Genomic DNA, 20,960 nt, shown 5'->3' with positions numbered 1-20,960 from the left:
GCAACACCCAACTACAACCTATCATCAACGCGAGGAATGACTATGTCAGGTGCTAGCTTACTTTCCAACGGGATCACCAACGCAGCTTCTGCTTACACTCAGGTTGCCGGTGCTTACAACGGTGCGAAATATATGGTCCGTTCGCAACAGGCGATGGACAAGATGCAGGAAAACCAGGCCGATAAAATGGATCGCGATGTAGAGTTCCAGCGCATTAACGGCATCGCCGAAAGTAATGCGCAGGCCGCGTCAGCCGCAGCCCAGGTCAAAATTCAGTACTAATCGACTCCGGCAGGGAGGTGTTTTTTTGTCTCCCTGCTCTCTAATCCCACAGGAGTTTTACTGATGAAAGTCTCTCAATCTTCCTTGCTCACTTCAGAACCGGTTCCGTCAGTCGAAATGTACCAGGAAACACCGTCGGCGGAAGATATTCAATGGTTTAATGCAAAGCTTAATGGCCCTGCGCCTGACAGCAGCCAGATGAGCTCTTCAGAGCCTGGCGTGGTCGGCAATATTCTGCAATCGCTGAGCGGCAACCAGCGTGCGCAAAAAGAAGCCTTTAACGATCTCAGAGTCGCTTCGCGGTCATCCAGTGCGGAAGATTTCTCCCGCGCCAATGCGCAGCTCTCTGATTACTATATCGAGAGTCTGATGAACGCCAAAGTGATCGCCAAAACCGTTCAGTCAGTCGATAAACTCAGCAACCTGCAGTGAATCTTATGAATGGCGCTGTCATTAAATGCTTCTGTGCTCTGTGCCTGGCGCTGCTGCTTACCGGCTGCGGTGATCAGACTCAGTTGCACAGCGGACTGTCAGAAAACGATGCCAACGATGTGGTGGCAGAACTGAGCCGCTTTAAGATTGAGGCTGATAAACAGGTTTCTAAAGAGGGGGTTAGCGTTAGCGTCGCGCGCAGTGACATTGAGCGGGCGGTAAATATCCTCAATGCCGCCGGACTGCCTCATCAGGCGCGAACCAGCCTTGGCGCGGTTTTTCAGAAAAGTGGTGTTATCTCCAGTCCGCTGGAGGAGCGCGCCCGCTATATCTATGCGCTGTCACAGGAGGTAGAAGCGACGCTGTCACAAATTGATGGCGTCGTGGTGGCGCGTGTGCATGTCGTATTGCCCGAGCGTATCGCCCCCGGCGAGCCGGTACAACCCGCTTCCGCCTCGGTATTTATCAAATATCATGAAAACCTCGACCCGGACAGTATCGAACCGCGCATTCGCCGGCTGGTAGCAACCAGCATTCCGGGGCTGGGTGGGCGCGATGACCGAGATCTGGCGATTGTCTTTGTCCCGGCGAAAGCCTGGCAGGATAAAATTGAAATGGTGCAGCTGGGGCCGTTTCAGCTTAGCCCGGAACGTTACGAGATGGTCAAGATAGTTACAACATGCCTGGGGGTGCTGCTGCTGTTACTGGTGGCAAATGCGTTCATTCGTCAGGCTCTGAGTCGTAAGCGCCTGGCTGCACAGGCGAAGTGATTGATTATGCTCAACGCTGCGGCTGATGAGGAAATTACCCTGCGCTGGTTGCGCTGGTGGCACGCTGACTTTTGGTTACAGGCTGATGAAAGCTGGTGCACCCAGCCACTGGCCCGTTTATCTGCGCCTTTGCAGAGGCACTATCTCCGCCAGCATGCCTCGTGCTGGCACCACACACTGGGTGTACCAGGCGAACTGGTCGCGCCGGAGCCGATGGTGCTGGCCATCAGCGACTTAAGCTGCGAACAGCGCGCGCAACTGTTGATTTTAGTCGCGGAAATTTGCGCCGGTGCCATGCCGCTACCCGCAGAGCTAAAGATCTGGTTGCGGCGTCTGGCGAAAGGAATGCGCATTGAGTGCTGGCTGCCCGCCGGGCTTTTCACTACTGGTGGCAGCGCCGACAGCCTCTGTCTGCTGCAGGCGTTATTTCCGGCTATCTGGCCGCGCCTGCGGCTACTCTTCCCTGTAAGCGACGCGCCGGTAAACCCGGCACTTTCACTGCCTGGCCATCGTTTGCGTCCTTTATGGGAAACGGCGCTCTGGCAGGTGCAACAACATTCGGGAGAGACGCGCGATGTGGAAACTTAAAAGCCTGCATCTGCAGGGCGGCAGCGCCCCATCGGGTAATATGCTGCGCCGCGAGGAAATTGCGCTCAGGCTTGAAGCGGCTTCCATTATCGAGCTGGCCCATAAACAGGCGCAAACGATCCGCGAGCAGGTACGCGCCGAGGCACAAGCCGAAAGGGCGGCCAGCCAGCGCGAATGGGAAGCCCGGTTCTGGCAGCAGGCGCAGACGCTCTTTGCGGACTGGCAGGAACAGCGTGCAGCCGAAGAGACGCAGCTGGTGTTGCTCGCTGGAAAGGTTCTGAACGAGGCACTGCAACACCTGCTCGATGAGGTGGATGATGAGCGCCGTTTTCACGCGTTGCTCAGACAGTTGTTGCGTCACTATCCGCGTCAGCAGCAGGCGACGCTGTATTGCGCCAGCGGGCAGGAGCAGGAGATTAACGGCTGGCTGGCCGCGCAGTCGCAGCTTCGCTGGACGCTGTGCGCCGACCCGGCGCTTGAGCCAGATCGCTTGCGGCTTATTACCGACGCAGGCGAGCTGATGGTTAACTGGCGGACGCTGTGCCGGCAGCTCGCGCCAGCGCTGGCAGAAGAGAATGCATAAAAAAAGCAAAAACAGTGGAACTGCTTCGCTTGTCGCGCCACTTAACAGGGGTGTCCAACAAGAGGAGTCAATATCATGAGTTCCAGCGATCTGTTACAGCGTCAGTTATCTTCCAACTCGAACCGCAAACATCATGAAGCCTATCAGTTTGCCCGCGATGTTTCGGGCGAATCGTTCAGCATTGCGGATATGTATGCTTTCCAGAATCGCCTGCAGGATATGTCCAACGCCAGCTGGGCAAGTTCGCAATACACCCAGTTCAAGTTTGGCATCCGTAAAGCGATCATCGACGCTGTTAACTAAGCCCCTGTCATCAAGGAGTCAGGCGTGTTTACGTTTTCTTTTCCGGGCCGCCTGCTGGCGGCCATTACCCTGCTGCTACTGAGTATGGGCATCACAAACGCTCGTGTGCCGGATGAGTGGAAGAATGGTGCATATGCCTATTCGGCAGATAATACCCCGCTTAATATTATTCTTGACGATTTTGCCAGCAGCTTTGGTGTTGAGGTCAACCTTGGCACGCTGGGCGACAGCAATGTCACCGGTAAACTGCGCGCAGACAGCCCGGAAGGGTTCCTTAATCGCCTGGCGCTTGAGTATCGCTTTCAGTGGTTTGTTTATAACAACACGCTCTACGTCAGCCCGCAGGCAGCGCAAACTTCCCAGCGTATTGAGATTTCCCCGGAAGCCGCGCCGGATCTGAAAGAGGCGCTGCGCGGTGTCGGCCTGCTGGAACCCCGCTTCGGCTGGGGCGAACTGCCGGATGAAGGCGTGGTATTGGTGACCGGTCCGCCGGAGTATGTGCGCCAGATAACGGAATTTGCCCGTAAATCGGAAAGCAAACCTGAAGCTGAGGCCAGTAAAGATATGATGGCATTCCCGCTGCGTTATGCGGCCGTGGCGGATCGCACCATTCGCTATCGCGATCAGGAGCTGCTGGTGCCGGGGGTGGCCACCATTCTGAATGAACTGCTGGGTCAGTCCAGCAACGCCTCTTCCGGAAGAATGTCATCAGGCCAGGGAGAGGATGAACAGGTATCACGTGAACAGTCGCAAAGTGTTTTAAACGAGCTGATTAATCGCAATATGCCGGCCTCCGGACGTAAAAAGGCGCCTGTCAGCAGTCTGGCGGGTAAAGTATCAGCGGATGTGCGTAACAACCTGCTGCTGGTGCGTGACGATCCGAAAACCCGGGACGCTTATCAGGCATTAATTAACGCCATTGATGTTCCGCAAAAGCTGATCGAAATCGATGCAGTGATTGTCGATATCGACCGCAGCGCGCTGAAACGCTTCTCCAGCAACCTGGCCGGTCAGTTTGGCAGTGTCGCCAGCGGCGCCAATATGCTCTCCGGTGCCAGTACACTGTTTGTGACCGATTTCCAGCGATTTTTTGCCAGTATCGAAGCGATGGAGGGGGAAGGGACGGCATCCATTATCGCTAACCCCACTATCCTCACGCTGGAGAATCAGCCCGCGGTGATTGATTTCAGCGATACTGCCTTTATACGCGCCATTGGCGAGAGGGTGGCGGATATTCAGTCTGTCACCGCAGGCACAAGCCTGCGGGTGACGCCACGCGCAATCACCACTTCACAAAAATCGGCTATCCAGCTCATTGTTGATGTGGAAGATGGAAAGCTCAATAAAGATGATGAGGGCGATGCGCAGGGAACCCATAACGCAGCGGTCAGCACCCAGGCGCTGGTGGAGGCGCGACGCTCGCTGGTTCTGGGCGGGTTCCATTCCAAAGAGACGGGCGACCGTGAGCGACGCATCCCGATCCTCGGCAGTATTCCGCTGATCGGCAAGCTGTTTACCTCAACGCGCTATGAAACCTCCCAGCGTGAGCGGCTGTTTATTATTACGCCGCATTTAATTGGTGACCAGGTCGATCCGACCCGGTATATCGCTGCCGAGTCGCGCGAACAGCTTAATAGCGCGATGGATGAGGTGACTAATCGTCATAAGTACACCGACGTCAAAGGGATGGTGGAAGGCGCGATGCGCGACCTGGCGCTGAACCGCGTGCCAGCGGGGATGACCAGCGGTGGCACGGGCCAGACGCTTTCCTCCCTGTGCCGCATTTCGGGCGCTTTCGGGAGCGATTTCCGTCGGCATCAGTGGTACGGCAACAGCAGCGTACAGATAACCGTTGGGGTGATCACCAACAACACCCAGCAGACGCAGCGTTTTGATGAGAGTCTGTGCCGCAGCGACCGCACGCTGGCGGTAGCGGTCTGGCCGCGTGGAGAACTGCGTCCGGGTGAATCGGCGGAGGTATTCGTCGCATTTGATAGCAATGCTCCGTCACGTCCTTCTCGCGCTTCGCTGCTCTCTTCAGCAGGCGGTGCACCGGCCAAAAACCTCTACTGAGCTGATAAGGAAAAAGCATGTTAGTGAGAATAATTGTGCTTACCGCCGCCGCGCTGGTGCTGAGTGCCTGCGCGCGGCCGCAGGGCGGATGTAATGACGTGGGCTGTCGCCCCTCTTCAGACCTGCATAACCTGACCATCTGGTGGCAACCACAACTGCGTAATGGCCCGAACGACTATACGCGGATAACGGTAGATAACTAACCACGTTTCGGCAGTCCCAGGCCCCGGCTGATCGCTGGGGCCATATTTGAGCGAGAATCGACCATAGCTATTCACCTTCCGTTTCCGGGAAGCCTGTGTGCGGCGCACTCTTTGCCCGCGTGCCAGTGCTGGTAACGCTATTCCATTACGTCAGTTTTCCTGCAGCAGACCGCAGGCGGCTCTGTTATCAGCAACCGCTTGCCGGTTTTACCCCGGCGACGTTTAGCGCTTTAATACTGGCTTTTATTCAGCAGGCACGTGAGACGCAGATGTGACTGCCTGATAAGATAGTGCGGAGTTACCCTCCGCACTATTCTTCCCGAATCTCAATCACCTCATCCAGATAGTGATCCTCCAGCTCCCGCAGCAGACGATAGACGTGCGCGACGGCATTTAACGTTTCGCGTGGAACATAAGCCCCTTCGCGCGTGGTGCGCCACAGAGTGCGGGTCAGCCAGATAAAGCGGATAACCGGTCTCTTTTTACGCTGCGCCTCTTCAATTAATGCCCGCGCCTCTTCATCGCAAGCCTTAAACAGCAGACGCGGCAGCGGCGTTTCATCCGGGCGATAATAGAGACCGACGGCAAAATGGGTGGGATTAACCAGCAACACATCCGCGTCTTCCACGTTAATCTCACGGGCAGGCACCGGCTCTTCATTCAGGATCTCCTGAGCCAGCTGACGGCGGTGGCCTTTCATATGCGGATCGCCTTCGCTCTGCTTAAATTCGTTTTTGATATCTTCATGACTCATACGCTGCTGTTTGAGGAAGAAATAGCGCTGAATACCAAAATCGAACAGGCTGATTATTAGCATCACCATCAGCACCCGACGTGACACCTTCATAAACAGCGCCATCACCCCCTGCCAGAAACCGTTGAGATCGCCAAGCGCCAGCTGAGCAAGGCCACCGAGGTCCGGCATGATCGCTTGCCATACCACCAGGCCTATCACCACCGCTTTAAAGATGCTGGTCAAAAGCTGGGTAAACTGGCGGGCGGAAAACATATTCTTCAGGTGATTAAACGGGTTAAGCGCATCCGGTTTCGGTGCCAGCGCTTCGGTGGAGAAGAGTGGGCCGAACTGCACCCAGCCGCCCACCACCCGCAGCAGCATGGCAATGGCGCACGCGATGCCCACCAGCACCAGCATTACGGTGACGCTATCACTTATTACTTCCTCCATCGCGTGATCGAATGGGTCGCGCAGACGCGTTAACGGCAGCAGCATCATCGCCTGCAACCGCTGCATCCCGGTATCTACCATAGCAAACAGGGTCTCAAGGATACCGATTGAGATAAGCAGCTTAGGGATATCCTGGCTCTGGCTGACCTGGCCTTTTTTGCGCGACTCTCTGAGTTTTTGCGGTGTAGCGTCTTCGGTTTTTTCGCTCATGGCGCGCTCCCGGCTGAAGGGGAAAATATCTGCGACAGGACAGGGATAAGATCGCGCAGTTCATACAACCGCGTATTACCCAGATGGTCCAGCAGTGGCAAATAGAGGATAAAAAACAACATGCCGAGCAGGCATTTCAACGGAATTGTCAGGGCAGTCGCCTGTAGCTGTGGGCTATAGAGACTCATCACACCGATGGCAAAATCGAGCAGCAGCATCAGCGCCACCGGCGGCCCGGCATAAAGCACCATATCGCTGAAGATTTTCCCCAAAAGCGTAAGCCAGACGTGAAAACCCGCCTCTGCGGGGAAAGGTATCCACTGGGTGGCGGACCAAAGATGATAGCTGTCCCAGATAACCTGGGTGATGGTCGATAATCCCAGCCCTGTGACCAGCAGCAATATCAGCACCTGCTGCATTAACTTACCCAGAGGCGTCACATCCGGCCCCAGCTGGGGGTTAATTTGCCCACCCATTAAGGCACCCCGCTGGTTATCGAATAACGCACCGACAGACTCATACAGCCAGAAAGGCAACGCCAGCAACAATCCGAGCAGGGTGCCTATCATCAACTCTTTGAGTACCAGCCCTGCCAGCGCCATCATTGTCGGCTCAAGCACATCAATTTGTTCTTTGATGCCTGGGGCGATAAACAGCGCCAGCGCCACAGCAATGGCGGTTCGCAGCAGCCCTTTTATGACGCTAAAAGAGAATATCGGTGTCAGTAACAGGCAGGGAAAGATGCGCGCCATGCCAAGTCCTAGCGCGAGGATTGCATGAAACGTATCGGTGAGTGGGTAACCTGTCAGCATCAGGAACTGACCGTTGACATCATCGCAAACGCCGCCTGCGCCAGCTCCATCAGTTCAACACCGACCCAGCGCCCGGTAAGCGCCAGCGTCAGGCCGACCGCGATAAGTTTGATGCAGAAGGGCAGGGTCTGATCCTGCAACTGCATCGCGGCCTGCACCAGTGAAATAATTACCCCGGAGATCACTGCCACCAGCAGCGGCGGCGCGGAGAGGATAACCACCAGCAATAACCCCTGGCGAAACAGCGTCAGAATATCCATGATGACCTCATAAATAGCTGTAGAACAGGCCGTCGAGCAGCCGCGTCCAGCCGCTGATGAGCACAAACAGCAGGATCTTCAGTGGCAGCGAAACGGTCATCGGCGATACCATCTGCATCCCGAGTGCCAGCAGGATATTCGAGACGATCAGGTCAACGACAATAAAAGGAATAAAGATCAGAAAGCCGATCTTGAAACCGTTCTGCAGCTCTGATAGCACGAAGGCCGGGATAATGAGCAGCATATTGTCGGGGGTGACCGAATCTGCCATTTTCTTTGGCCACATACGCTGGGCATTTTCCTGCAGATGGATGACGATGTCCGGATCGGTATTTTTATGCATAAACGTTTTCAGCGGTTCGATACCATTAGCGGCGGTATATTCGAGCCGCTCCATACTGCTGAAATCGACAGGGATCGCTTTCAGCCTGTCGGTCATATCGCTAAATACCGGCGCCATAATAAATAGCGTTGCCGCCAGCGCAATGCCGTTGAGCGCCATCGTTGGCGGCACCTGCTGCACGCCCATCGCGTTGCGCGTCAATTGCAGCACCATCGTAATTTTCAAAAAGCTGGTACAGATAATGAGCATCATCGGCAGCAGTGCCAGCGCGCCGAGAAACAGCGCCAGCATAATCGGGTTGAGAGGCCCCATCTCCATCGGAATCACCTGTTCACATCCCCGACGCTCGCCACGCCCGGCAGCATGTGAGTAATCTGCAACCCCAGACGTCCTTCGACATCGACCAGTTCTCCTTTCGCCAGCAGAAACTCGCCGTGACATAGCAGTGCTTCACCGGGCACGACGTTTTCGACCGTGACCGTCGAGCCAACATCCAGACGATTTAACTCACCCAGGGTAAGTCTGAGATGGCCGCAGCGCACGGTCAGGGCCAGCGGCAGCGCATCAAAAGGTGATGCCACAGGCGCCGTTGTTTCAGTCAGGCCTTCATCCGCTTGAGGTGTATCGGCGGGCAGATTATCTTCGGGGGTCACATTCATGTAACTATTCTCCAGACGGGTAATAAGAAAACGGGCAGGATGCCCCTCCCCGAACAGCAATTCGCCCTTAAGGTGCAATTGCGCAAGGCGAAGCTCGCCGCGACCGGTCGGGAAAAAATACGAGGTAGCAGGGAAAATCACATCACCGGGGCGAAGTGTGCGTAACTGCGAGGGAGCAAACGACACCGCACCCAGTTCTATCGGCAGCGATAACGGCAGGGCGCTGCAAAGCGGTGCAGGGAGCGGAGCCCAGCCAGGCTGGTTTAACAACGCCGCCAATGTGGCGGGCGCAAGATATAACTGACTTTGCGCCTGCGCCTCACCGATCGTGACGCTAATTGCAATCCACATCCCCTCAACCGGTGCGCAGAGCGCGTCCTGCGGCGTCAGGTCGCCAAACAGCGCACGCAATGCCGGGCTGAGATGCTGGTTAAAGAGCGGCCAGTACCAGTCAGCGCACGCCCCGGGTTCTGGCAGCAGCGGGCAAGTGGAAAACAGACTCAGCAGCGCTTCGCTTTCCGCCAGAGATAACCCTCCCGCCTTGCAGGAGAAGTTCTGCGCCGGTGGCCGCTCGCCGGGGGGGGCGAGCCGCAGCTGAAGCTCACCCGCTTCGCCTGCAAGGGTAAAAGGATAGCCAAGACCGTGGCCGATATGCTGACGCAGGCGGGCTTCCTCGCGCGGCAGAGTGCGCAGGGACAAGGGTTTCATTCCCGGCCTCCGCGCTGCTCAAAGCGCAGGCGCACAGCGCAGGCCATCCGGCGGCGCAGTGACTCCCGGCAGCGCTCCTGATGGGCGGCCATCATCGTCATGGCAGGTGGCGCAAAACGCAGGCTGATATCCCAGCCCGCGGCAAACGGACTCAGGCGGGCATCCACTTCGCCTAAAAGGGGCAGCAGTAGCGTCATTGATATCGGGCCAGCAGGCTGCTTTTCTGCCATGGCGCACATAGGAGGCTCCAGTTGTTGCCAGGCCCTGACCGGAGAAGCGGGAGCCACAGGCTCATGGGATAACTGTGACCCAAAAGAGGGGGAGCCTTCCCAGGGTATGATAAGCGGTTGCGGCAGTTCGCTGGGGGTGAGCAACAGCGCGTCGAACAGCGAACCCTCTTCGCGAAACGGCTCGGCGCGGGATTTACGCTCGGACGTCGCGACGTCTGAAGGTCCGGTCTGCGGCGAACGGCGCTGCACCTCCGGCCGTGCAGGCGGCGCTGGATTATTTTGCGGGGGGTGGGGTAAGGCTGTCATCGTAATGCCTCGCTGTGCGCCATCAGATATTCCAGTTTTTCCACATCGCGCAGACGCGCCTGTGTTTGCTGCTGTGTGTGCTGCACCTGTTGTTGTTGCATAACCTGCTGTGCGCGGCACTGTTGCAGCTGATTACGTTGTCCACTCACCTCGTCGCTGGCCTGACGCTCCCGGGCCAATCCCCCGACCAGATGCTCCTGTTTTTGCAGCCCCGACTGGTGGTGTCCGGCAAAGCTATCGCGCAACTGCTGATAATGCTGTTGTGCGGCTTCAAGCTGGTGTTCCGCCTCGGCTGACTGGCGTTGCGTTTCGCACAGCGCCTGCTCCGCTTGCCGTTGCAACCGTTCGCAGCGGCGTAAGCGCTGGCGGCGAATTGGCAGCAGCAGAGAGAAGGCCTGCTGCAATTCAGCGCTGCCCTCATCAGTCGTGATGTCGTGATCAGGTAGCGGATGACGGCGCATGCTGGCTTACCTCCGCTAAGTAATGCAGTGTGTCGTCATATCCGCAGGGCGCGTGCATCGCCTGTTGCAGATAGCCATTTATCGTCTCCTGAGCCGATACCGCCGCATCGGTCATGGCATCGTGTCCCGGCTGGTATTCTCCCAGGCGGATTAACATTTCTACCTGCTGCCAGGCGGACATCATGCGGCGCAGCTGCGTGGCGTCGCGGCTATGCTCGCGAGTCGCAACGTTGCTCATGGTACGGCTCAGGCTCGCCAGCACATCAATAGCCGGGTAGTGTCCGCGCTCCGCCAGACGACGGGTCAGCACAATGTGGCCATCAATCAGGGATCTCACTTCGTCCGCGACCGGATCGTTCATTGAATCAGCTTCAATCAGTACGGAATAGAGGGCGGTGATGGCCCCCCGTGAGGTCTGTCCTGCGCGCTCCAGCAGGGTGGGTAATAAGGTATAAACTGAAGGCGGCAGCCCGCCGCGACCCGGCGGCTCGCCCAGCGCGAGGCCGATTTCACGCTGGGCGCGGGCAAAGCGGGTCAGGGAGTCGAGGATCAACAGCACATTCTTACCCTTATCGCGCCAGGCTTCGGCGATGGCAGTGGCAGTAAAAGCGGCCCTGGCGCGTTCCATACTGCTGCGATCGGAGGTGGCGCAGATGAGCACCGTACGGCTGCGCAGCGCCTCATCCAGTTCGTGGTCAAGAAACTCGCGCAATTCGCGCCCACGCTCGCCAATCAAACCAAAGACAATGACATCGCAGGGCGTATTACGGGCAATCTCCGCCAGCAGGGTGGTTTTCCCGCAGCCCGCGCCGGCGAAGATCCCCACCCGCTGTCCCACGCCGAGGGTCAGCGGACCATCAATGGCGCGAATGCCGGTCGGCAGCGGCGTATCGATGCGCGGACGATCGGTGGGTGCCGGGGCATCGCCCAGTACGCCTACCGCATCATCCACCGTACCGGGCAGGGCGAACGCGCCAGGCTGGCCTGCATCCAGTGGACGGCCAAAGCCGTCAAGTACGCTGCCGAGCAGGGCGTCCGACACCACAATACTGTGCGGCAGGCGCAGCGGAACCACGCGCGCGCCCCGGGCTATGCCGTCGAGCTGGCCAAGGGCGGAGAGCAGCGTGTGCTGCGGGTTAAAGCCGACCACCTCTGCCAACACGCTTTGCCCGTCATCCCGGGCGATCTGGCAGAGATCGCCAATCCGCGCCTCGGGCAGGCTGCTTTCGAGCAATATCCCGCTGATCCCGGTAATGCGACCAAAGCTTTCGACCGGCGAAAAGCTGGTCAGCCGCCGCCGCTGCTGCTGATACCACTGCTCCAGCGTCATCGTCATTACCAGCTCACCTTAATGTTATCGCGCCCGTTGAACTCGATCTGGTTACTGGTAATCGCCACCAGCCGCAGGTTGTCGACTTCATCGCCGATAAACAGACGCTGCCCATCATCAGTGACGATATTGGCGCGGCTCCCGGTGGTGATTTGCACAATGCGAAACGGCAGCCTGACCTTCAGCAGCCTGACCTGGTTATCCAGCGGGATATCGCTGGTGTACGTTGCGTTAAAGCGCTCCAGCATTCGTTTATAGATTTGCATCTGTGGCTTACTGAGGCGGCCTGTAAGACGCAGTCGCTGATTATGCATGTCCACTTTCACGAGGCTCGCCAGATCGCGTTCGCGCAACATTTTCTGTAACGGAGCCTGCAATTCTGCGGGAGTACTCAGTGGCCGGGAGGAGGTGACCTGAGTCTGGGCTACGGTGGGCTGCAAAACCCAGCTCATTACTGTCAGGGTGAGCAGCAACATCAGGCTCCAGACCAGCGTGCGGATGCTGCGGGTGAATATCCCTTTACGGGCAGCGACCGGGGGTATGGCCTCATTCGGCGTTTCAGCAGTTTCTTCTGGCATAGAAGGGGGGGCAGGCGGCATACAGGCGGCCCACGGCGTGTCGATACGCGCAACGCAGAGCCAGACGTCAGCGACCTGAAAGGGTTCTTCACTATTAATGGCATAGGCTTCCCCGCCGTCCGGTTGTGCCAGCCACTGAGTCTCTTCACGGCGCAGCTCGCAATGGCGGGCGGCAACGCGAGCATCGCTAAGCATAAGATCGGCCTCATCGGCGTGGCCAATCAGCCATTTATCGCCGAAGAGGGGTAACGCGGCGCCTAAATGCAGGCCAGACAGCACGCGCAGTTCGAACATGATTAACTCTCCCACGTGGTAAGTGAGTAAGCGGCCGGATCGAGCTCTATACGCCCCAGCACATTTACTGCGAGATTGGGTTGCAGCTCTGCAAACGAGAGCACCGGCACATAGTGGAACTCTTCCTGGATAAGCCCGCGCATCGGGCTGCGCAGATCCTGGGCGACCAGCAGCACCGCGCTTTCCGGGGTGTCAACCGGGAATGCGTTGGCAATGAGCGGGAGAATGGCGCTGATCTGCTCATGGGTTAGCGCAAAGAACAGATCGTTTTGCGTCTGACGAAGCGAGTCACGCAACTGTTCTTCCAGTTCCGGTGTCAGCAGCCAGACATGCAGGCCGTCCGGACGGGCATACTGGTAACAGAGATGATTTTTTAACGAGATGCGCACCTGGTCGGTCAGCAGCCAGATGTCGCGCTCATGCTGCCCATGCTCGATCAGCGCTTCGGCAATTGCCCGAACCGATCGCAGCGGAATGCGTTCTGAAACCAGTTTTTGCAGGACGCTGGAGAAACGTGAGAGGGGCATCACGCGCTGTAACTCCTGCGACAGCTCCGGCTGCTCTGATTCCAGCCAGCTCACCAGCGCGCGGGTTTCCTGCAGACCAATAAAATGCGGGCTGCTGGCGTGAATAGCGTTCTCCATGCGCTTTACCAGGATTTCGCGCGCCGTCCAGCGCTCGACCTCTTCGTTTTGCAGCAGCGGATGGTCCGCCGCCAGCCAGATAAGATCGCCTTCCTGACGCTGCTCGTCGCCCTCTGCCACGCTTTCCCTGTCGGTTGACGCGATCTCGTCCAGCCAGCGGCGTTTCACCGCCCGATGCGACACGTTAAATGTGCCTTTTACTTTCGGGATTTCATAAACCGAGAAGCGAAACTCATCTTCCGTCTGCTGGTCGAGAAACTCGATATCGAACGCTGGCAGGGTAAAGCCGAAGTGGTAAACGATACGGTTACGCAGCCGGCGAATATCCTGCACCAGCTCAAGCATCTCCGGATGCCCGCGCCATGAGGACGAGAAATTGATCAGATAAGGTCGTGTTGGGTTGAACTGACGTAAATCCTCCTTGCCGTTCAGCTCAGGGGGAATGACCTCATTTTCCATTTGCGGCTGCGCAAGGCTCAGGGTCTTTCTGACACGCCAGATCTGAAAACCGCCGCTAATCATCGTCAGCGCGGCCAGCAGCAGAAAAATTGCCGTTGGCATACCTGGCAGCAGGGCAAAGCCCACCATCCCCATTGAGGAGAGCAGCCAGGCTTTCGGCTGGCTGGTTAACTGCTCGGCAATCTCGCGGCCGATATTATTGTCAGCCGTCTGCTCATTGTCGGACGAGACGCGGGTAATCAGCATCCCGGCGGTCAGCGAGATCAGCAGCGCAGGGATCTGTGCAATCAGTCCGTCACCGATGGTCAGAATCGAGTAGATATGCATCGCTTCGCCAGCAGGCATGCCCAGCTGCAGCACGCCAATACTGATGCCGCCAATCAGGTTAATTACGACAATCACCAGCCCGGCGATAGCGTCACCTTTAACAAACTTCATCGCGCCATCCATCGCCCCGAATAACTGACTCTCTTTTGCGAGTTCATTACGCCGGTTTCTGGCCTGTACCCCATCAATCAGTCCGGCGCGCAGATCGCTGTCGATGGACATCTGCTTACCTGGCATTGCATCAAGGGTAAAACGCGCAGCCACTTCGGCTACCCTTTCGGAGCCTTTGGTAATGACCAGGAAGTTCACCACGGTCAGGATCAGGAACATCACCATCCCTACCGCAAGGTTGCCGCCCACCACAAAGTTACCGAAAGCCGCCACCACATGGCCCGCATCCTGCTGAATTAAGATCTGGCGGGTGGTGGAGATAGAGAGTGCCAGGCGGAACATGGTGGTGAGCAGCAGCACGGCGGGAAAGGTCGAGAACGCCAGCGGCTTTGGCAGATACATGGCCAGCACGACCAGCAGAGATGACAGGCAGATATTCACCGCTATCAGCGCATCAATTAATGGCAGCGGTAAGGGAATAATAAGCATAAACACCAGCGCCATGGCAAAAGCCGCACCGACCACTTCGGAGCGTTGCATGGCGCTGATCGCGATTCGATTCAATATCTGAAACAGGGTATTCATCTTTGTTGCCTCACGACGCAGCGTTCCGGTTGCGGCGTTGCTGTTGCTGCTCAGTTTTAGTGACGTCCGTAATCATGCCGCGCAGCAGTTTTAACGCGTTGTCACGATTTTCCTGAGCGGGCCACAGCGAGGCTGGCACGCCGTGCAGGAGCGGAAAAAGCGAACTAAAAAAGAGCGGCAGATGTTGCCTGTTCTGGCCGACAATCTCGTCTGCCAGCCCGGTAAAATCACTCTGATAAGCGCCGTTATGGCTGATTTGCAACATCCGGCGCGCCAGAGTCAGGCTGTTCATGGCAACACTGGGCAGTTTGCTGCGCATACGCTGCAAAAAGGCAGTGCTGTCGCTTAGCGTCTGGCTTATCCCGGCAGCATCGCGCAGTCCGCGGTGGATACGTCCGAGGGTAATAACGCTGATTGAGGGAGCAAGTGCGGCGATATCATCCGCCAGCGCGCGCTGCAGAGTACGCAGCGTCGGGATCAGATTACGCGAGCCGATCAGCTCCAGCAGCATATCCAGCATCCTGGTTGCGGACTGCTGGTGGACGATGCCGTCGTAATAGAGGTTGCGCAACGACTGTTTACGCTGCGGATCGCGGGTATACCCGGCGATGGCTGACGCTGTGTTGTTGCCCGCACGAATGGTCTGGCCGTGGGTCTGCTGTAGCTTATCCAACTGGGACCCGGCCAGCCCGGCCAGTTCCCCGTCGCCTTTATCCTGTGCCTGTTCGCCGATCACACGCAGTAGCAGGGCGGTGCGCGCCGGATCGCCGCCGGTCTTTTCCAGAAGTGTGTCGCTATCCGGCGGCGGATTCTGGCGCAGGGCGGCACGCAGCCACGCCATCTGCTCCAGCGTTTGTTGTTCATCGCCGCTATCGAGTAGGGAAAATAGCGCATTCAGCTCTCCGACTTTGCTGAGCGCATGCTTGCCACGCTGCTGGTTTCGTGACGCATTACGGCGGTCCTGCGCCTTTTGCCTGCGTTCCATCTTTTCACTGAACGCGGCGCCAATTTCTTCCATCGCGTCATTCAGTGACGTTTCACGCGCGCGGACATTATCCGGCACGTCGTTTTTACCTGCTGCCTGTGGCGTGTTTTTATGCAGAGCTTTTAGCGAGTGCGCCAGCGCCGGTATCGCATGTTGTATTTTGAGCATCGCCAGCCATCCTCAATGGTTATTACTCTCTTTCTGTGTCAAATAACGCTTACCGGTTCCGAAAAAAGCGGTAAAAAAAAGTGGAAATAATTTCATCCGGAAATCAGTGCAATTTTTTGCATTATTCATCGATCAGGAAGGGTAAAAACTGTCTCAGATAATTCTGTATGGAGAATTAATTGTTTTCATAAACAGCAGCTTATTTGTTGAGCAGCAGATGGCATATCTCTTGCTATGTAACGAAATCAATTGCTACTAATGAGAGAGATAAGAAAATGATTAATTCAACGCTCGTATCCGCTGTCGCAGAGTCACCCTTAGCAATTAACGTAAACTGGGATGAGATCTTCGTTACGCATAATAAGAAGCTGTTAAATTTCATTCGAAAACGTATTGCCAGCCATGAAGATGCTGATGACATCCTCCAAATGACCTGTCTGGAAGTGTTGTGTAACCGCCATAAGTTTCGCGGCGCATCCCGTCCGGAAACGTGGGTATTTGGCATCGCAGTTAATTTGATTCGCAACTACTACAAATCAAAACAGATCCACTATCTTTTTGATAATCTTAATGATGAAGTTATCGCCGATCTGCTGCTGGATAATGATCCCAGCGATCTGACGGAAAACAGGCAATTACTGAGTCATACGCTGGCATCCCTCGAAATTTTACCGAAAGACGTCAGGGTGATGCTGTCTATCCTTGTGGAGGAGGAGGGCAGCTATCAGGATATCGCTCAGCAGTTAGAAATCCCGGTGGGCACCGTGCGCTCTCGGCTCTCACGCGCGCGGGAAACATTAAAGGGGAGAATTTACGCCTGAATATGGGCCTGCGAAAAATGGCAATTTAACTGCTAAGCTTATCAGCTCGTTAATATTTAGCGGGTTATGACTATCATGCCGTCGGAACGTTATTCTCTGCGGCTTGATAAATCCGTGGAGGGAATAATGCTTTTACAGGGTGTATCTGACCAGAATGACAATCACAAAACTACTATCACCGGTTTATCAAATATTGCCTTAAACAAAATTCATGATGCGATATATTTGATAGACAGCCAGCTGCATATCAAATATGTCAATGAAAAGGCCTGCCAGTTGACGGGATATTCCCGCGAGGCATTTTCGCAGCTCAGCTTTGACATCATTGATAAAGAACTGCGCGACAATGATGTTTTTGCCCTGTGGTGGAAACTCAGTACCCGCCCTGAAGGGATACAATTCACTTCACATCATACCGGCCGGCATGACGTTTTTCCCGTAGAAGTGAGTTGTAGCGGATATCACCAGGATGGTGAGCTGCATATCTTATGCATTGTGCGCGATATGCATGAAATTCGCCGGCAAAAAGAGCAGCAGCAACTTCGGGAAAAACAGCTGCATCAGGTAGTGGAAAATTCTCCCGACCTCATTTTACGGTTTGATTTGCAGACCCGCTGCCTCTATGCCAACCTGGCGGTCCGCAGCTGGTTTAATCTTAGCGAAAACGATATCAGTCGGGTGCCGCTGACTGAAAGCGTGCAGCGCGGGGGGATTGGACTGAGCCTGTTTAAGCTGGTCTCACGCACGATGGTTGATGAGAAAGTGGCCGAAGATGAGTTGGTGGTAAAGCATCAGGGTGATAAACGTACCCTGCATGTGCGCTGCGTGCCGGAATATGATTTACAGGGCGAGCTGGTTAGCGTGCTGGCGGTTGGGCGCGATATCACCGCAATCCGCAAGACCGAAGAGGAGTTGCGGCAGTTAACTCATAATCTCGAGCGGGCGCGGGAAGCGGAAAAAAAACAGCTGGCGCGTGATATTCATGACGAGCTGGGCCAGCATTTAACCGCTCTGCGTACAGGGTTGTCGCTGCTGGCGATGCGTAAAGATCAGCCTGTCGATGCGCAGCAGGCAAAAATTCAGCAGCTGACGGTGCATCTGGACAGCACGATTCAGGTGGTACGGGATGTCTCGACCCGCCTGCGGCCTAACGTTCTCAATCTTGGTTTAATTCCGGCGCTGGAATGGTTGCGCGATCAGTTTATAAAAAATAATGGAATCCGCTGCATTTTACTGGCACCTGATGAACATACCGTGGTGCTGGATGAAGCGACGCTGACGGCGGCGTTTCGCGTGGTACAGGAGTCTCTCACCAATGTCGTCCGCCATGCCAGAGCCAGCAATGTTTATATCTTCGTCAAACTCACGCCGGATTCGCTGCTCATCGAAGTTGTCGATAACGGTAAAGGATTTCATCTGAATCGAGTGAAGAAAGGGACGTGTGGGCTGCACGGCATCAGGGAGCGAGGACGCATGCTAAATGGAGAAGGGACCATCGATAGCACACCTGGTAAAGGGACCCGGGTCAAACTGAAGTTCCCCCTCTCTGTAAGCGCTAAATCAGTCGCATCCTGTCCGAAAACCGGGAGTATTAACCGATGAGTAAATGCATACGTCTGATGATTGCCGACGATCATGCCATTATGCGCGAGGGCCTGAAGCAAATTTTTGCTCTTGATGACAATATCGACGTGGTATGCGAAGCATCGGATAGCGGCCAGGTGCTGGAGCGCCTGCGTCAGCACGAAGTCGATCTGCTGCTGCTCGATATTTCGATGCCTGGCATGAGCGGAGAAGATCTGATTACCCGCCTGATGCCTCTCTATCCCCGGCTGCGCATTCTGGTATTGAGTATGTACAACGAACCGCAAATTACCCGGCGGGTGTTAAATAATGGCGCGCTGGGCTATATCACCAAAGACAAGTCGCCGGATGTTTTACTCAAAGCAATTCGTACCGTGGCGCAGGGATCACGCTATATCGATCACGATCTGGCACAGGAGATTATCTTCTCCGACTACCAGAGCAATAATCGTGCGCCTCATGAGAGCCTGACGATGCGCGAACGGCAAATCATGATCATGCTGGCCCATGGGGAGTCGATTAATGCGATAGCCGATGCGCTCTCCATCAGTAATAAAACCGTCAGCACCTATAAATCACGCATGATGAAGCGAATGAAATTTACTAATAATGCCCATATTGTGAAATATTCCCTGCAACATAACCTGGTGCAATAACGTCTTAAGGCTCCGCCTGATAAGCCTCGGGCGGGGTCGATCTGAAAGTGTTTTGCAGCACGGCTAATGGGAAGGACGTGTCCGCCTGAATTTTACCCCCGAGCGCATAATAAAAAATCCACGCCATGGCGTGGATTTTAGGGAGTCTGTCAGACTTCATGGTTTTGATGAAACCCCATGAGACAACAATCTTTAATCAGACGTTGAACAGGAAGTTCATCACATCGCCATCTTTCACGATGTACTCTTTGCCTTCTGAACGCATCTTGCCGGCTTCTTTAGCACCTTGCTCGCCTTTATAAGCGATGAAATCTTCAAACGCGATGGTCTGGGCGCGGATAAAGCCTTTCTCGAAGTCGGTATGGATTTTACCGGCGGCCTGTGGAGCCGTCGCGCCAACCGGGATGGTCCAGGCACGTACTTCTTTCACGCCAGCGGTGAAGTAGGTCTGCAGGTTCAGCAGGGAGTAACCGGCGCGGATAACGCGGTTCAGGCCTGGCTCTTCCAGTCCCAGCTCTGCCATGAACTCGTCACGGTCTTCATCTTCCAGCTCAGCAATGTCAGACTCAACGGCGGCGCACACGGGCACCACGACTGAACCTTCCGCTTCGGCGATAGCGCGCACCTGATCCAGGTACGGGTTGTTCTCGAAACCATCTTCATTGACGTTAGCAATGTACATGGTGGGTTTCAGGGTCAGGAAGCTCAGATAGCGGATTGCCGCTTTGTCGTCCTCATCCAGATTCAGTGAACGCAGCATGCCCGCTTCAGAAAGATGCGGCAGGCACTTCTCCAGCGCAGCCAGCTCGGCTTTGGCATCTTTGTCGCCGCCTTTGGCTTTCTTCTGCACACGCTGAATCGCACGTTCACAGGTTTCAAGATCGGACAGCGCCAGCTCGGTGTTGATCACATCAATATCTTCAGCCGGGTTCACTTTACCCGCCACGTGGATGATGTTGTCGTTTTCAAAGCAGCGCACCACGTGGCCGATCGCTTCGGTTTCACGGATGTTGGTCAGGAACTGGTTACCCAGGCCTTCACCTTTTGACGCGCCTTTTACCAGACCGGCGATATCGACGAATTCCATGGTAGTCGGCACCACGCGCTGCGGCTTAACAATCTCAGAAAGCTGGTCGAGACGCAGGTCAGGCATCGGCACCACGCCCGTGTTTGGCTCAATGGTGCAGAAGGGGAAGTTAGCCGCTTCGATGCCCGCTTTAGTCAGCGCGTTAAACAGAGTGGATTTACCGACGTTCGGCAGGCCCACGATACCGCATTTGAATCCCATGGTTTGATACCCTTTATAACTGGATGGACAGTTCGCCAGAAGGCGGACTGTCGGAGACGAATTGAAAAATTTCGCGCATTATACACGGAATCACGACGATTCGGGCGTTTAAGCAGGCTTGAAGGCGTGCAGCCGGTTCATCGCCTTGATACGATCCTCTTTCAGCCACAGTTCGGTGCAGCGCGCCGCCTCATCAATGGCATCATCAATCAGCTTCTGCTCACTGGCGGGCGGCTTGCCCAGCACAAATCCGGTCACCTTGTTGCGATCACCGGGATGCCCGATACCGATGCGCAGCCGATGGAAATTGTTGTTGTTGCCCAGTTTGCTGATGATATCTTTCAGCCCGTTATGGCCGCCATGCCCGCCGCCCTGCTTGAACTTCGCCACGCCGGGTGGCAGATCGAGTTCATCATGCGCCACCAGGATCTCTTCTGGCGCGATGCGATAAAAGGTCGCCATCGCCGCCACGGCTTTCCCGCTCAGGTTCATAAAGGTGGTCGGCACCAGCAGGCGCACATCCTCTCCGGCTATCGCCAGGCGCGCGGTATAGCCATAGAATTTGCCTTCCTCTTTCAGTGACTGATTGTGGCGCTCAGCCAGTAAATCCAGATACCAGGCACCCGCATTGTGGCGCGTGGCGGCATATTCAGCGCCTGGATTGGCAAGGCCCACAATCAGTTTAATGCTGCTCACAATGATTATCCTGCTGTTATCGCGA

24 protein-coding genes are annotated in these 20,960 nt (G+C 55.8%); 11 read left to right on the top strand and 13 right to left on the bottom strand.

Annotated features, from left to right (window positions below):
• Positions 1-42 precede the first annotated feature (42 nt).
• The 8 genes from EPG66_RS03770 to hrpT all read left to right on the top strand — a co-directional run bounded on the left by EPG66_RS03770 (position 43) and on the right by hrpT (position 5,234).
• On the top strand, positions 43-282 hold the full coding sequence (locus EPG66_RS03770; protein ID WP_010245940.1) for a hypothetical protein: 240 nt from the start codon (positions 43-45) through the stop codon (positions 280-282).
• 63 nt (positions 283-345) lie between these two features.
• Positions 346-714 (top strand): EscI/YscI/HrpB family type III secretion system inner rod protein, encoded by a 369-nt coding sequence (locus EPG66_RS03765; RefSeq protein ID WP_083068243.1) that lies wholly within the window; start codon positions 346-348, stop codon positions 712-714.
• A gap of 5 nt (positions 715-719) precedes the next feature.
• Positions 720-1,484: a type III secretion system inner membrane ring lipoprotein SctJ gene (gene sctJ, locus EPG66_RS03760; RefSeq protein WP_182685988.1), complete on the top strand. Its 765-nt coding sequence runs from the start codon at positions 720-722 to the stop codon at positions 1,482-1,484.
• 6 nt (positions 1,485-1,490) lie between these two features.
• Positions 1,491-2,072 (top strand): serine kinase, encoded by a 582-nt coding sequence (locus tag EPG66_RS03755; protein WP_223265946.1) that lies wholly within the window; start codon positions 1,491-1,493, stop codon positions 2,070-2,072.
• Positions 2,059-2,655: a type III secretion system stator protein SctL gene (gene sctL, locus EPG66_RS03750; protein WP_083068241.1), complete on the top strand. Its 597-nt coding sequence runs from the start codon at positions 2,059-2,061 to the stop codon at positions 2,653-2,655. The genes EPG66_RS03755 and sctL overlap by 14 nt, the downstream gene beginning before the upstream one ends.
• Positions 2,656-2,730: 75 nt before the next feature.
• Positions 2,731-2,958: an HrpF protein gene (locus EPG66_RS03745; RefSeq protein WP_069026120.1), complete on the top strand. Its 228-nt coding sequence runs from the start codon at positions 2,731-2,733 to the stop codon at positions 2,956-2,958.
• A 24-nt stretch (positions 2,959-2,982) separates the two neighbouring features.
• The gene (sctC, locus tag EPG66_RS03740; RefSeq protein WP_182685986.1) at positions 2,983-5,031 is read left to right on the top strand and encodes a type III secretion system outer membrane ring subunit SctC; all 2,049 of its coding nucleotides are present in this window, start codon (positions 2,983-2,985) and stop codon (positions 5,029-5,031) included.
• 17 nt (positions 5,032-5,048) lie between these two features.
• The gene (gene hrpT, locus EPG66_RS03735) at positions 5,049-5,234 is read left to right on the top strand and encodes an HrpT family type III secretion system protein (RefSeq protein WP_010669971.1); all 186 of its coding nucleotides are present in this window, start codon (positions 5,049-5,051) and stop codon (positions 5,232-5,234) included.
• Between the two features lie 310 nt (positions 5,235-5,544).
• On the opposite strand, the gene sctU is transcribed toward hrpT, so the two are convergent.
• From sctU to sctW, 11 genes are read right to left on the bottom strand one after another with little or no spacing between them, the layout of a single operon-like run.
• Positions 5,545-6,630, bottom strand: coding sequence for a type III secretion system export apparatus subunit SctU (gene sctU, locus EPG66_RS03730; RefSeq protein ID WP_033771566.1), 1,086 nt, complete (start codon positions 6,628-6,630; stop codon positions 5,545-5,547).
• Positions 6,627-7,442, bottom strand: a complete 816-nt coding sequence (sctT, locus tag EPG66_RS03725; RefSeq protein WP_182685984.1) for a type III secretion system export apparatus subunit SctT — start codon at positions 7,440-7,442, stop codon at positions 6,627-6,629. The genes sctU and sctT overlap by 4 nt, the downstream gene beginning before the upstream one ends.
• On the bottom strand, positions 7,442-7,702 hold the full coding sequence (sctS, locus tag EPG66_RS03720; protein ID WP_010245915.1) for a type III secretion system export apparatus subunit SctS: 261 nt from the start codon (positions 7,700-7,702) through the stop codon (positions 7,442-7,444). Before sctS ends, sctT begins: the two co-directional genes overlap by 1 nt.
• A 7-nt stretch (positions 7,703-7,709) precedes the next feature.
• On the bottom strand, positions 7,710-8,363 hold the full coding sequence (sctR, locus tag EPG66_RS03715; RefSeq protein WP_010245912.1) for a type III secretion system export apparatus subunit SctR: 654 nt from the start codon (positions 8,361-8,363) through the stop codon (positions 7,710-7,712).
• Positions 8,364-8,368: 5 nt separating this feature from the next.
• A complete protein-coding gene (sctQ, locus tag EPG66_RS03710) occupies positions 8,369-9,412 on the bottom strand; it encodes a type III secretion system cytoplasmic ring protein SctQ (RefSeq protein WP_115758419.1) in 1,044 nt (347 codons plus the stop codon).
• Positions 9,409-9,948, bottom strand: a complete 540-nt coding sequence (locus tag EPG66_RS03705; RefSeq protein ID WP_182685982.1) for a type III secretion system HrpP C-terminal domain-containing protein — start codon at positions 9,946-9,948, stop codon at positions 9,409-9,411. The genes sctQ and EPG66_RS03705 overlap by 4 nt, the downstream gene beginning before the upstream one ends.
• The gene (locus EPG66_RS03700) at positions 9,945-10,409 is read right to left on the bottom strand and encodes a hypothetical protein (RefSeq protein WP_069026125.1); all 465 of its coding nucleotides are present in this window, start codon (positions 10,407-10,409) and stop codon (positions 9,945-9,947) included. Before EPG66_RS03700 ends, EPG66_RS03705 begins: the two co-directional genes overlap by 4 nt.
• Positions 10,387-11,745, bottom strand: a complete 1,359-nt coding sequence (gene sctN / locus EPG66_RS03695; protein ID WP_081325934.1) for a type III secretion system ATPase SctN — start codon at positions 11,743-11,745, stop codon at positions 10,387-10,389. The genes EPG66_RS03700 and sctN overlap by 23 nt, the downstream gene beginning before the upstream one ends.
• On the bottom strand, positions 11,745-12,611 hold the full coding sequence (locus EPG66_RS03690) for an FHA domain-containing protein (protein ID WP_069026127.1): 867 nt from the start codon (positions 12,609-12,611) through the stop codon (positions 11,745-11,747). Before EPG66_RS03690 ends, sctN begins: the two co-directional genes overlap by 1 nt.
• Before the next feature lie 2 nt (positions 12,612-12,613).
• The gene (sctV, locus tag EPG66_RS03685; RefSeq protein ID WP_033771569.1) at positions 12,614-14,737 is read right to left on the bottom strand and encodes a type III secretion system export apparatus subunit SctV; all 2,124 of its coding nucleotides are present in this window, start codon (positions 14,735-14,737) and stop codon (positions 12,614-12,616) included.
• 10 nt (positions 14,738-14,747) lie between these two features.
• Positions 14,748-15,890, bottom strand: a complete 1,143-nt coding sequence (sctW, locus tag EPG66_RS03680; RefSeq protein ID WP_182685980.1) for a type III secretion system gatekeeper subunit SctW — start codon at positions 15,888-15,890, stop codon at positions 14,748-14,750.
• Positions 15,891-16,165: 275 nt separating this feature from the next.
• Here sctW and EPG66_RS03675 point away from each other — a divergent pair, with 275 nt between their 5' ends.
• The 3 genes from EPG66_RS03675 (at position 16,166) to EPG66_RS03665 (ending at position 18,951) form a co-directional block, all read left to right on the top strand.
• On the top strand, positions 16,166-16,711 hold the full coding sequence (locus tag EPG66_RS03675; protein WP_010245893.1) for an RNA polymerase sigma factor: 546 nt from the start codon (positions 16,166-16,168) through the stop codon (positions 16,709-16,711).
• Between the two features lie 66 nt (positions 16,712-16,777).
• Positions 16,778-18,313: a PAS domain-containing sensor histidine kinase gene (locus EPG66_RS03670; protein ID WP_343055053.1), complete on the top strand. Its 1,536-nt coding sequence runs from the start codon at positions 16,778-16,780 to the stop codon at positions 18,311-18,313.
• Positions 18,310-18,951 carry a response regulator gene (locus EPG66_RS03665; protein ID WP_010245888.1) on the top strand — a complete coding sequence of 214 codons (642 nt, stop codon included), beginning with the start codon at positions 18,310-18,312 and terminating at the stop codon, positions 18,949-18,951. The genes EPG66_RS03670 and EPG66_RS03665 overlap by 4 nt, the downstream gene beginning before the upstream one ends.
• A gap of 196 nt (positions 18,952-19,147) precedes the next feature.
• Here EPG66_RS03665 and ychF read toward each other — a convergent pair whose 3' ends face one another.
• Together ychF and pth are read right to left on the bottom strand one after the other, a co-directional pair.
• On the bottom strand, positions 19,148-20,239 hold the full coding sequence (ychF, locus tag EPG66_RS03660; protein ID WP_010245885.1) for a redox-regulated ATPase YchF: 1,092 nt from the start codon (positions 20,237-20,239) through the stop codon (positions 19,148-19,150).
• 108 nt (positions 20,240-20,347) lie between these two features.
• Positions 20,348-20,935, bottom strand: coding sequence for an aminoacyl-tRNA hydrolase (gene pth / locus EPG66_RS03655; RefSeq protein WP_010245882.1), 588 nt, complete (start codon positions 20,933-20,935; stop codon positions 20,348-20,350).
• Positions 20,936-20,960 lie beyond the last annotated feature (25 nt).

The organism is Pantoea pleuroti (assembly GCF_014156615.1).
GTDB lineage: Bacteria > Pseudomonadota > Gammaproteobacteria > Enterobacterales > Enterobacteriaceae > Pantoea > Pantoea agglomerans.
Note: the sequence above shows the minus strand (reverse complement) of the source record. Positions and strands in the feature narration are given on the sequence as shown.

Bases quoted from the DNA above. Each gene is read 5' to 3' on its own strand.
- EPG66_RS03770 (WP_010245940.1), top strand. From the start codon at position 43: ATGTCAGGTGCTAGCTTACTTTCCAACGGGATCACCAACGCAGCTTCT.
- EPG66_RS03765 (WP_083068243.1), top strand. From the start codon at position 346: ATGAAAGTCTCTCAATCTTCCTTGCTCACTTCAGAACCGGTTCCGTCA.
- sctJ (WP_182685988.1), top strand. From the start codon at position 720: ATGAATGGCGCTGTCATTAAATGCTTCTGTGCTCTGTGCCTGGCGCTG.
- EPG66_RS03755 (WP_223265946.1), top strand. From the start codon at position 1,491: ATGCTCAACGCTGCGGCTGATGAGGAAATTACCCTGCGCTGGTTGCGC.
- sctL (WP_083068241.1), top strand. From the start codon at position 2,059: ATGTGGAAACTTAAAAGCCTGCATCTGCAGGGCGGCAGCGCCCCATCG.
- EPG66_RS03745 (WP_069026120.1), top strand. From the start codon at position 2,731: ATGAGTTCCAGCGATCTGTTACAGCGTCAGTTATCTTCCAACTCGAAC.
- hrpT (WP_010669971.1), top strand. From the start codon at position 5,049: ATGTTAGTGAGAATAATTGTGCTTACCGCCGCCGCGCTGGTGCTGAGT.
- sctU (WP_033771566.1), bottom strand. From the start codon at position 6,630: ATGAGCGAAAAAACCGAAGACGCTACACCGCAAAAACTCAGAGAGTCG.
- sctT (WP_182685984.1), bottom strand. From the start codon at position 7,442: ATGCTGACAGGTTACCCACTCACCGATACGTTTCATGCAATCCTCGCG.
- sctS (WP_010245915.1), bottom strand. From the start codon at position 7,702: ATGGATATTCTGACGCTGTTTCGCCAGGGGTTATTGCTGGTGGTTATC.
- sctR (WP_010245912.1), bottom strand. From the start codon at position 8,363: ATGGAGATGGGGCCTCTCAACCCGATTATGCTGGCGCTGTTTCTCGGC.
- sctQ (WP_115758419.1), bottom strand. From the start codon at position 9,412: ATGAAACCCTTGTCCCTGCGCACTCTGCCGCGCGAGGAAGCCCGCCTG.
- EPG66_RS03705 (WP_182685982.1), bottom strand. From the start codon at position 9,948: ATGACAGCCTTACCCCACCCCCCGCAAAATAATCCAGCGCCGCCTGCA.
- EPG66_RS03700 (WP_069026125.1), bottom strand. From the start codon at position 10,409: ATGCGCCGTCATCCGCTACCTGATCACGACATCACGACTGATGAGGGC.
- sctN (WP_081325934.1), bottom strand. From the start codon at position 11,745: ATGACGATGACGCTGGAGCAGTGGTATCAGCAGCAGCGGCGGCGGCTG.
- EPG66_RS03690 (WP_069026127.1), bottom strand. From the start codon at position 12,611: ATGTTCGAACTGCGCGTGCTGTCTGGCCTGCATTTAGGCGCCGCGTTA.
- sctV (WP_033771569.1), bottom strand. From the start codon at position 14,737: ATGAATACCCTGTTTCAGATATTGAATCGAATCGCGATCAGCGCCATG.
- sctW (WP_182685980.1), bottom strand. From the start codon at position 15,890: ATGCTCAAAATACAACATGCGATACCGGCGCTGGCGCACTCGCTAAAA.
- EPG66_RS03675 (WP_010245893.1), top strand. From the start codon at position 16,166: ATGATTAATTCAACGCTCGTATCCGCTGTCGCAGAGTCACCCTTAGCA.
- EPG66_RS03670 (WP_343055053.1), top strand. From the start codon at position 16,778: ATGACTATCATGCCGTCGGAACGTTATTCTCTGCGGCTTGATAAATCC.
- EPG66_RS03665 (WP_010245888.1), top strand. From the start codon at position 18,310: ATGAGTAAATGCATACGTCTGATGATTGCCGACGATCATGCCATTATG.
- ychF (WP_010245885.1), bottom strand. From the start codon at position 20,239: ATGGGATTCAAATGCGGTATCGTGGGCCTGCCGAACGTCGGTAAATCC.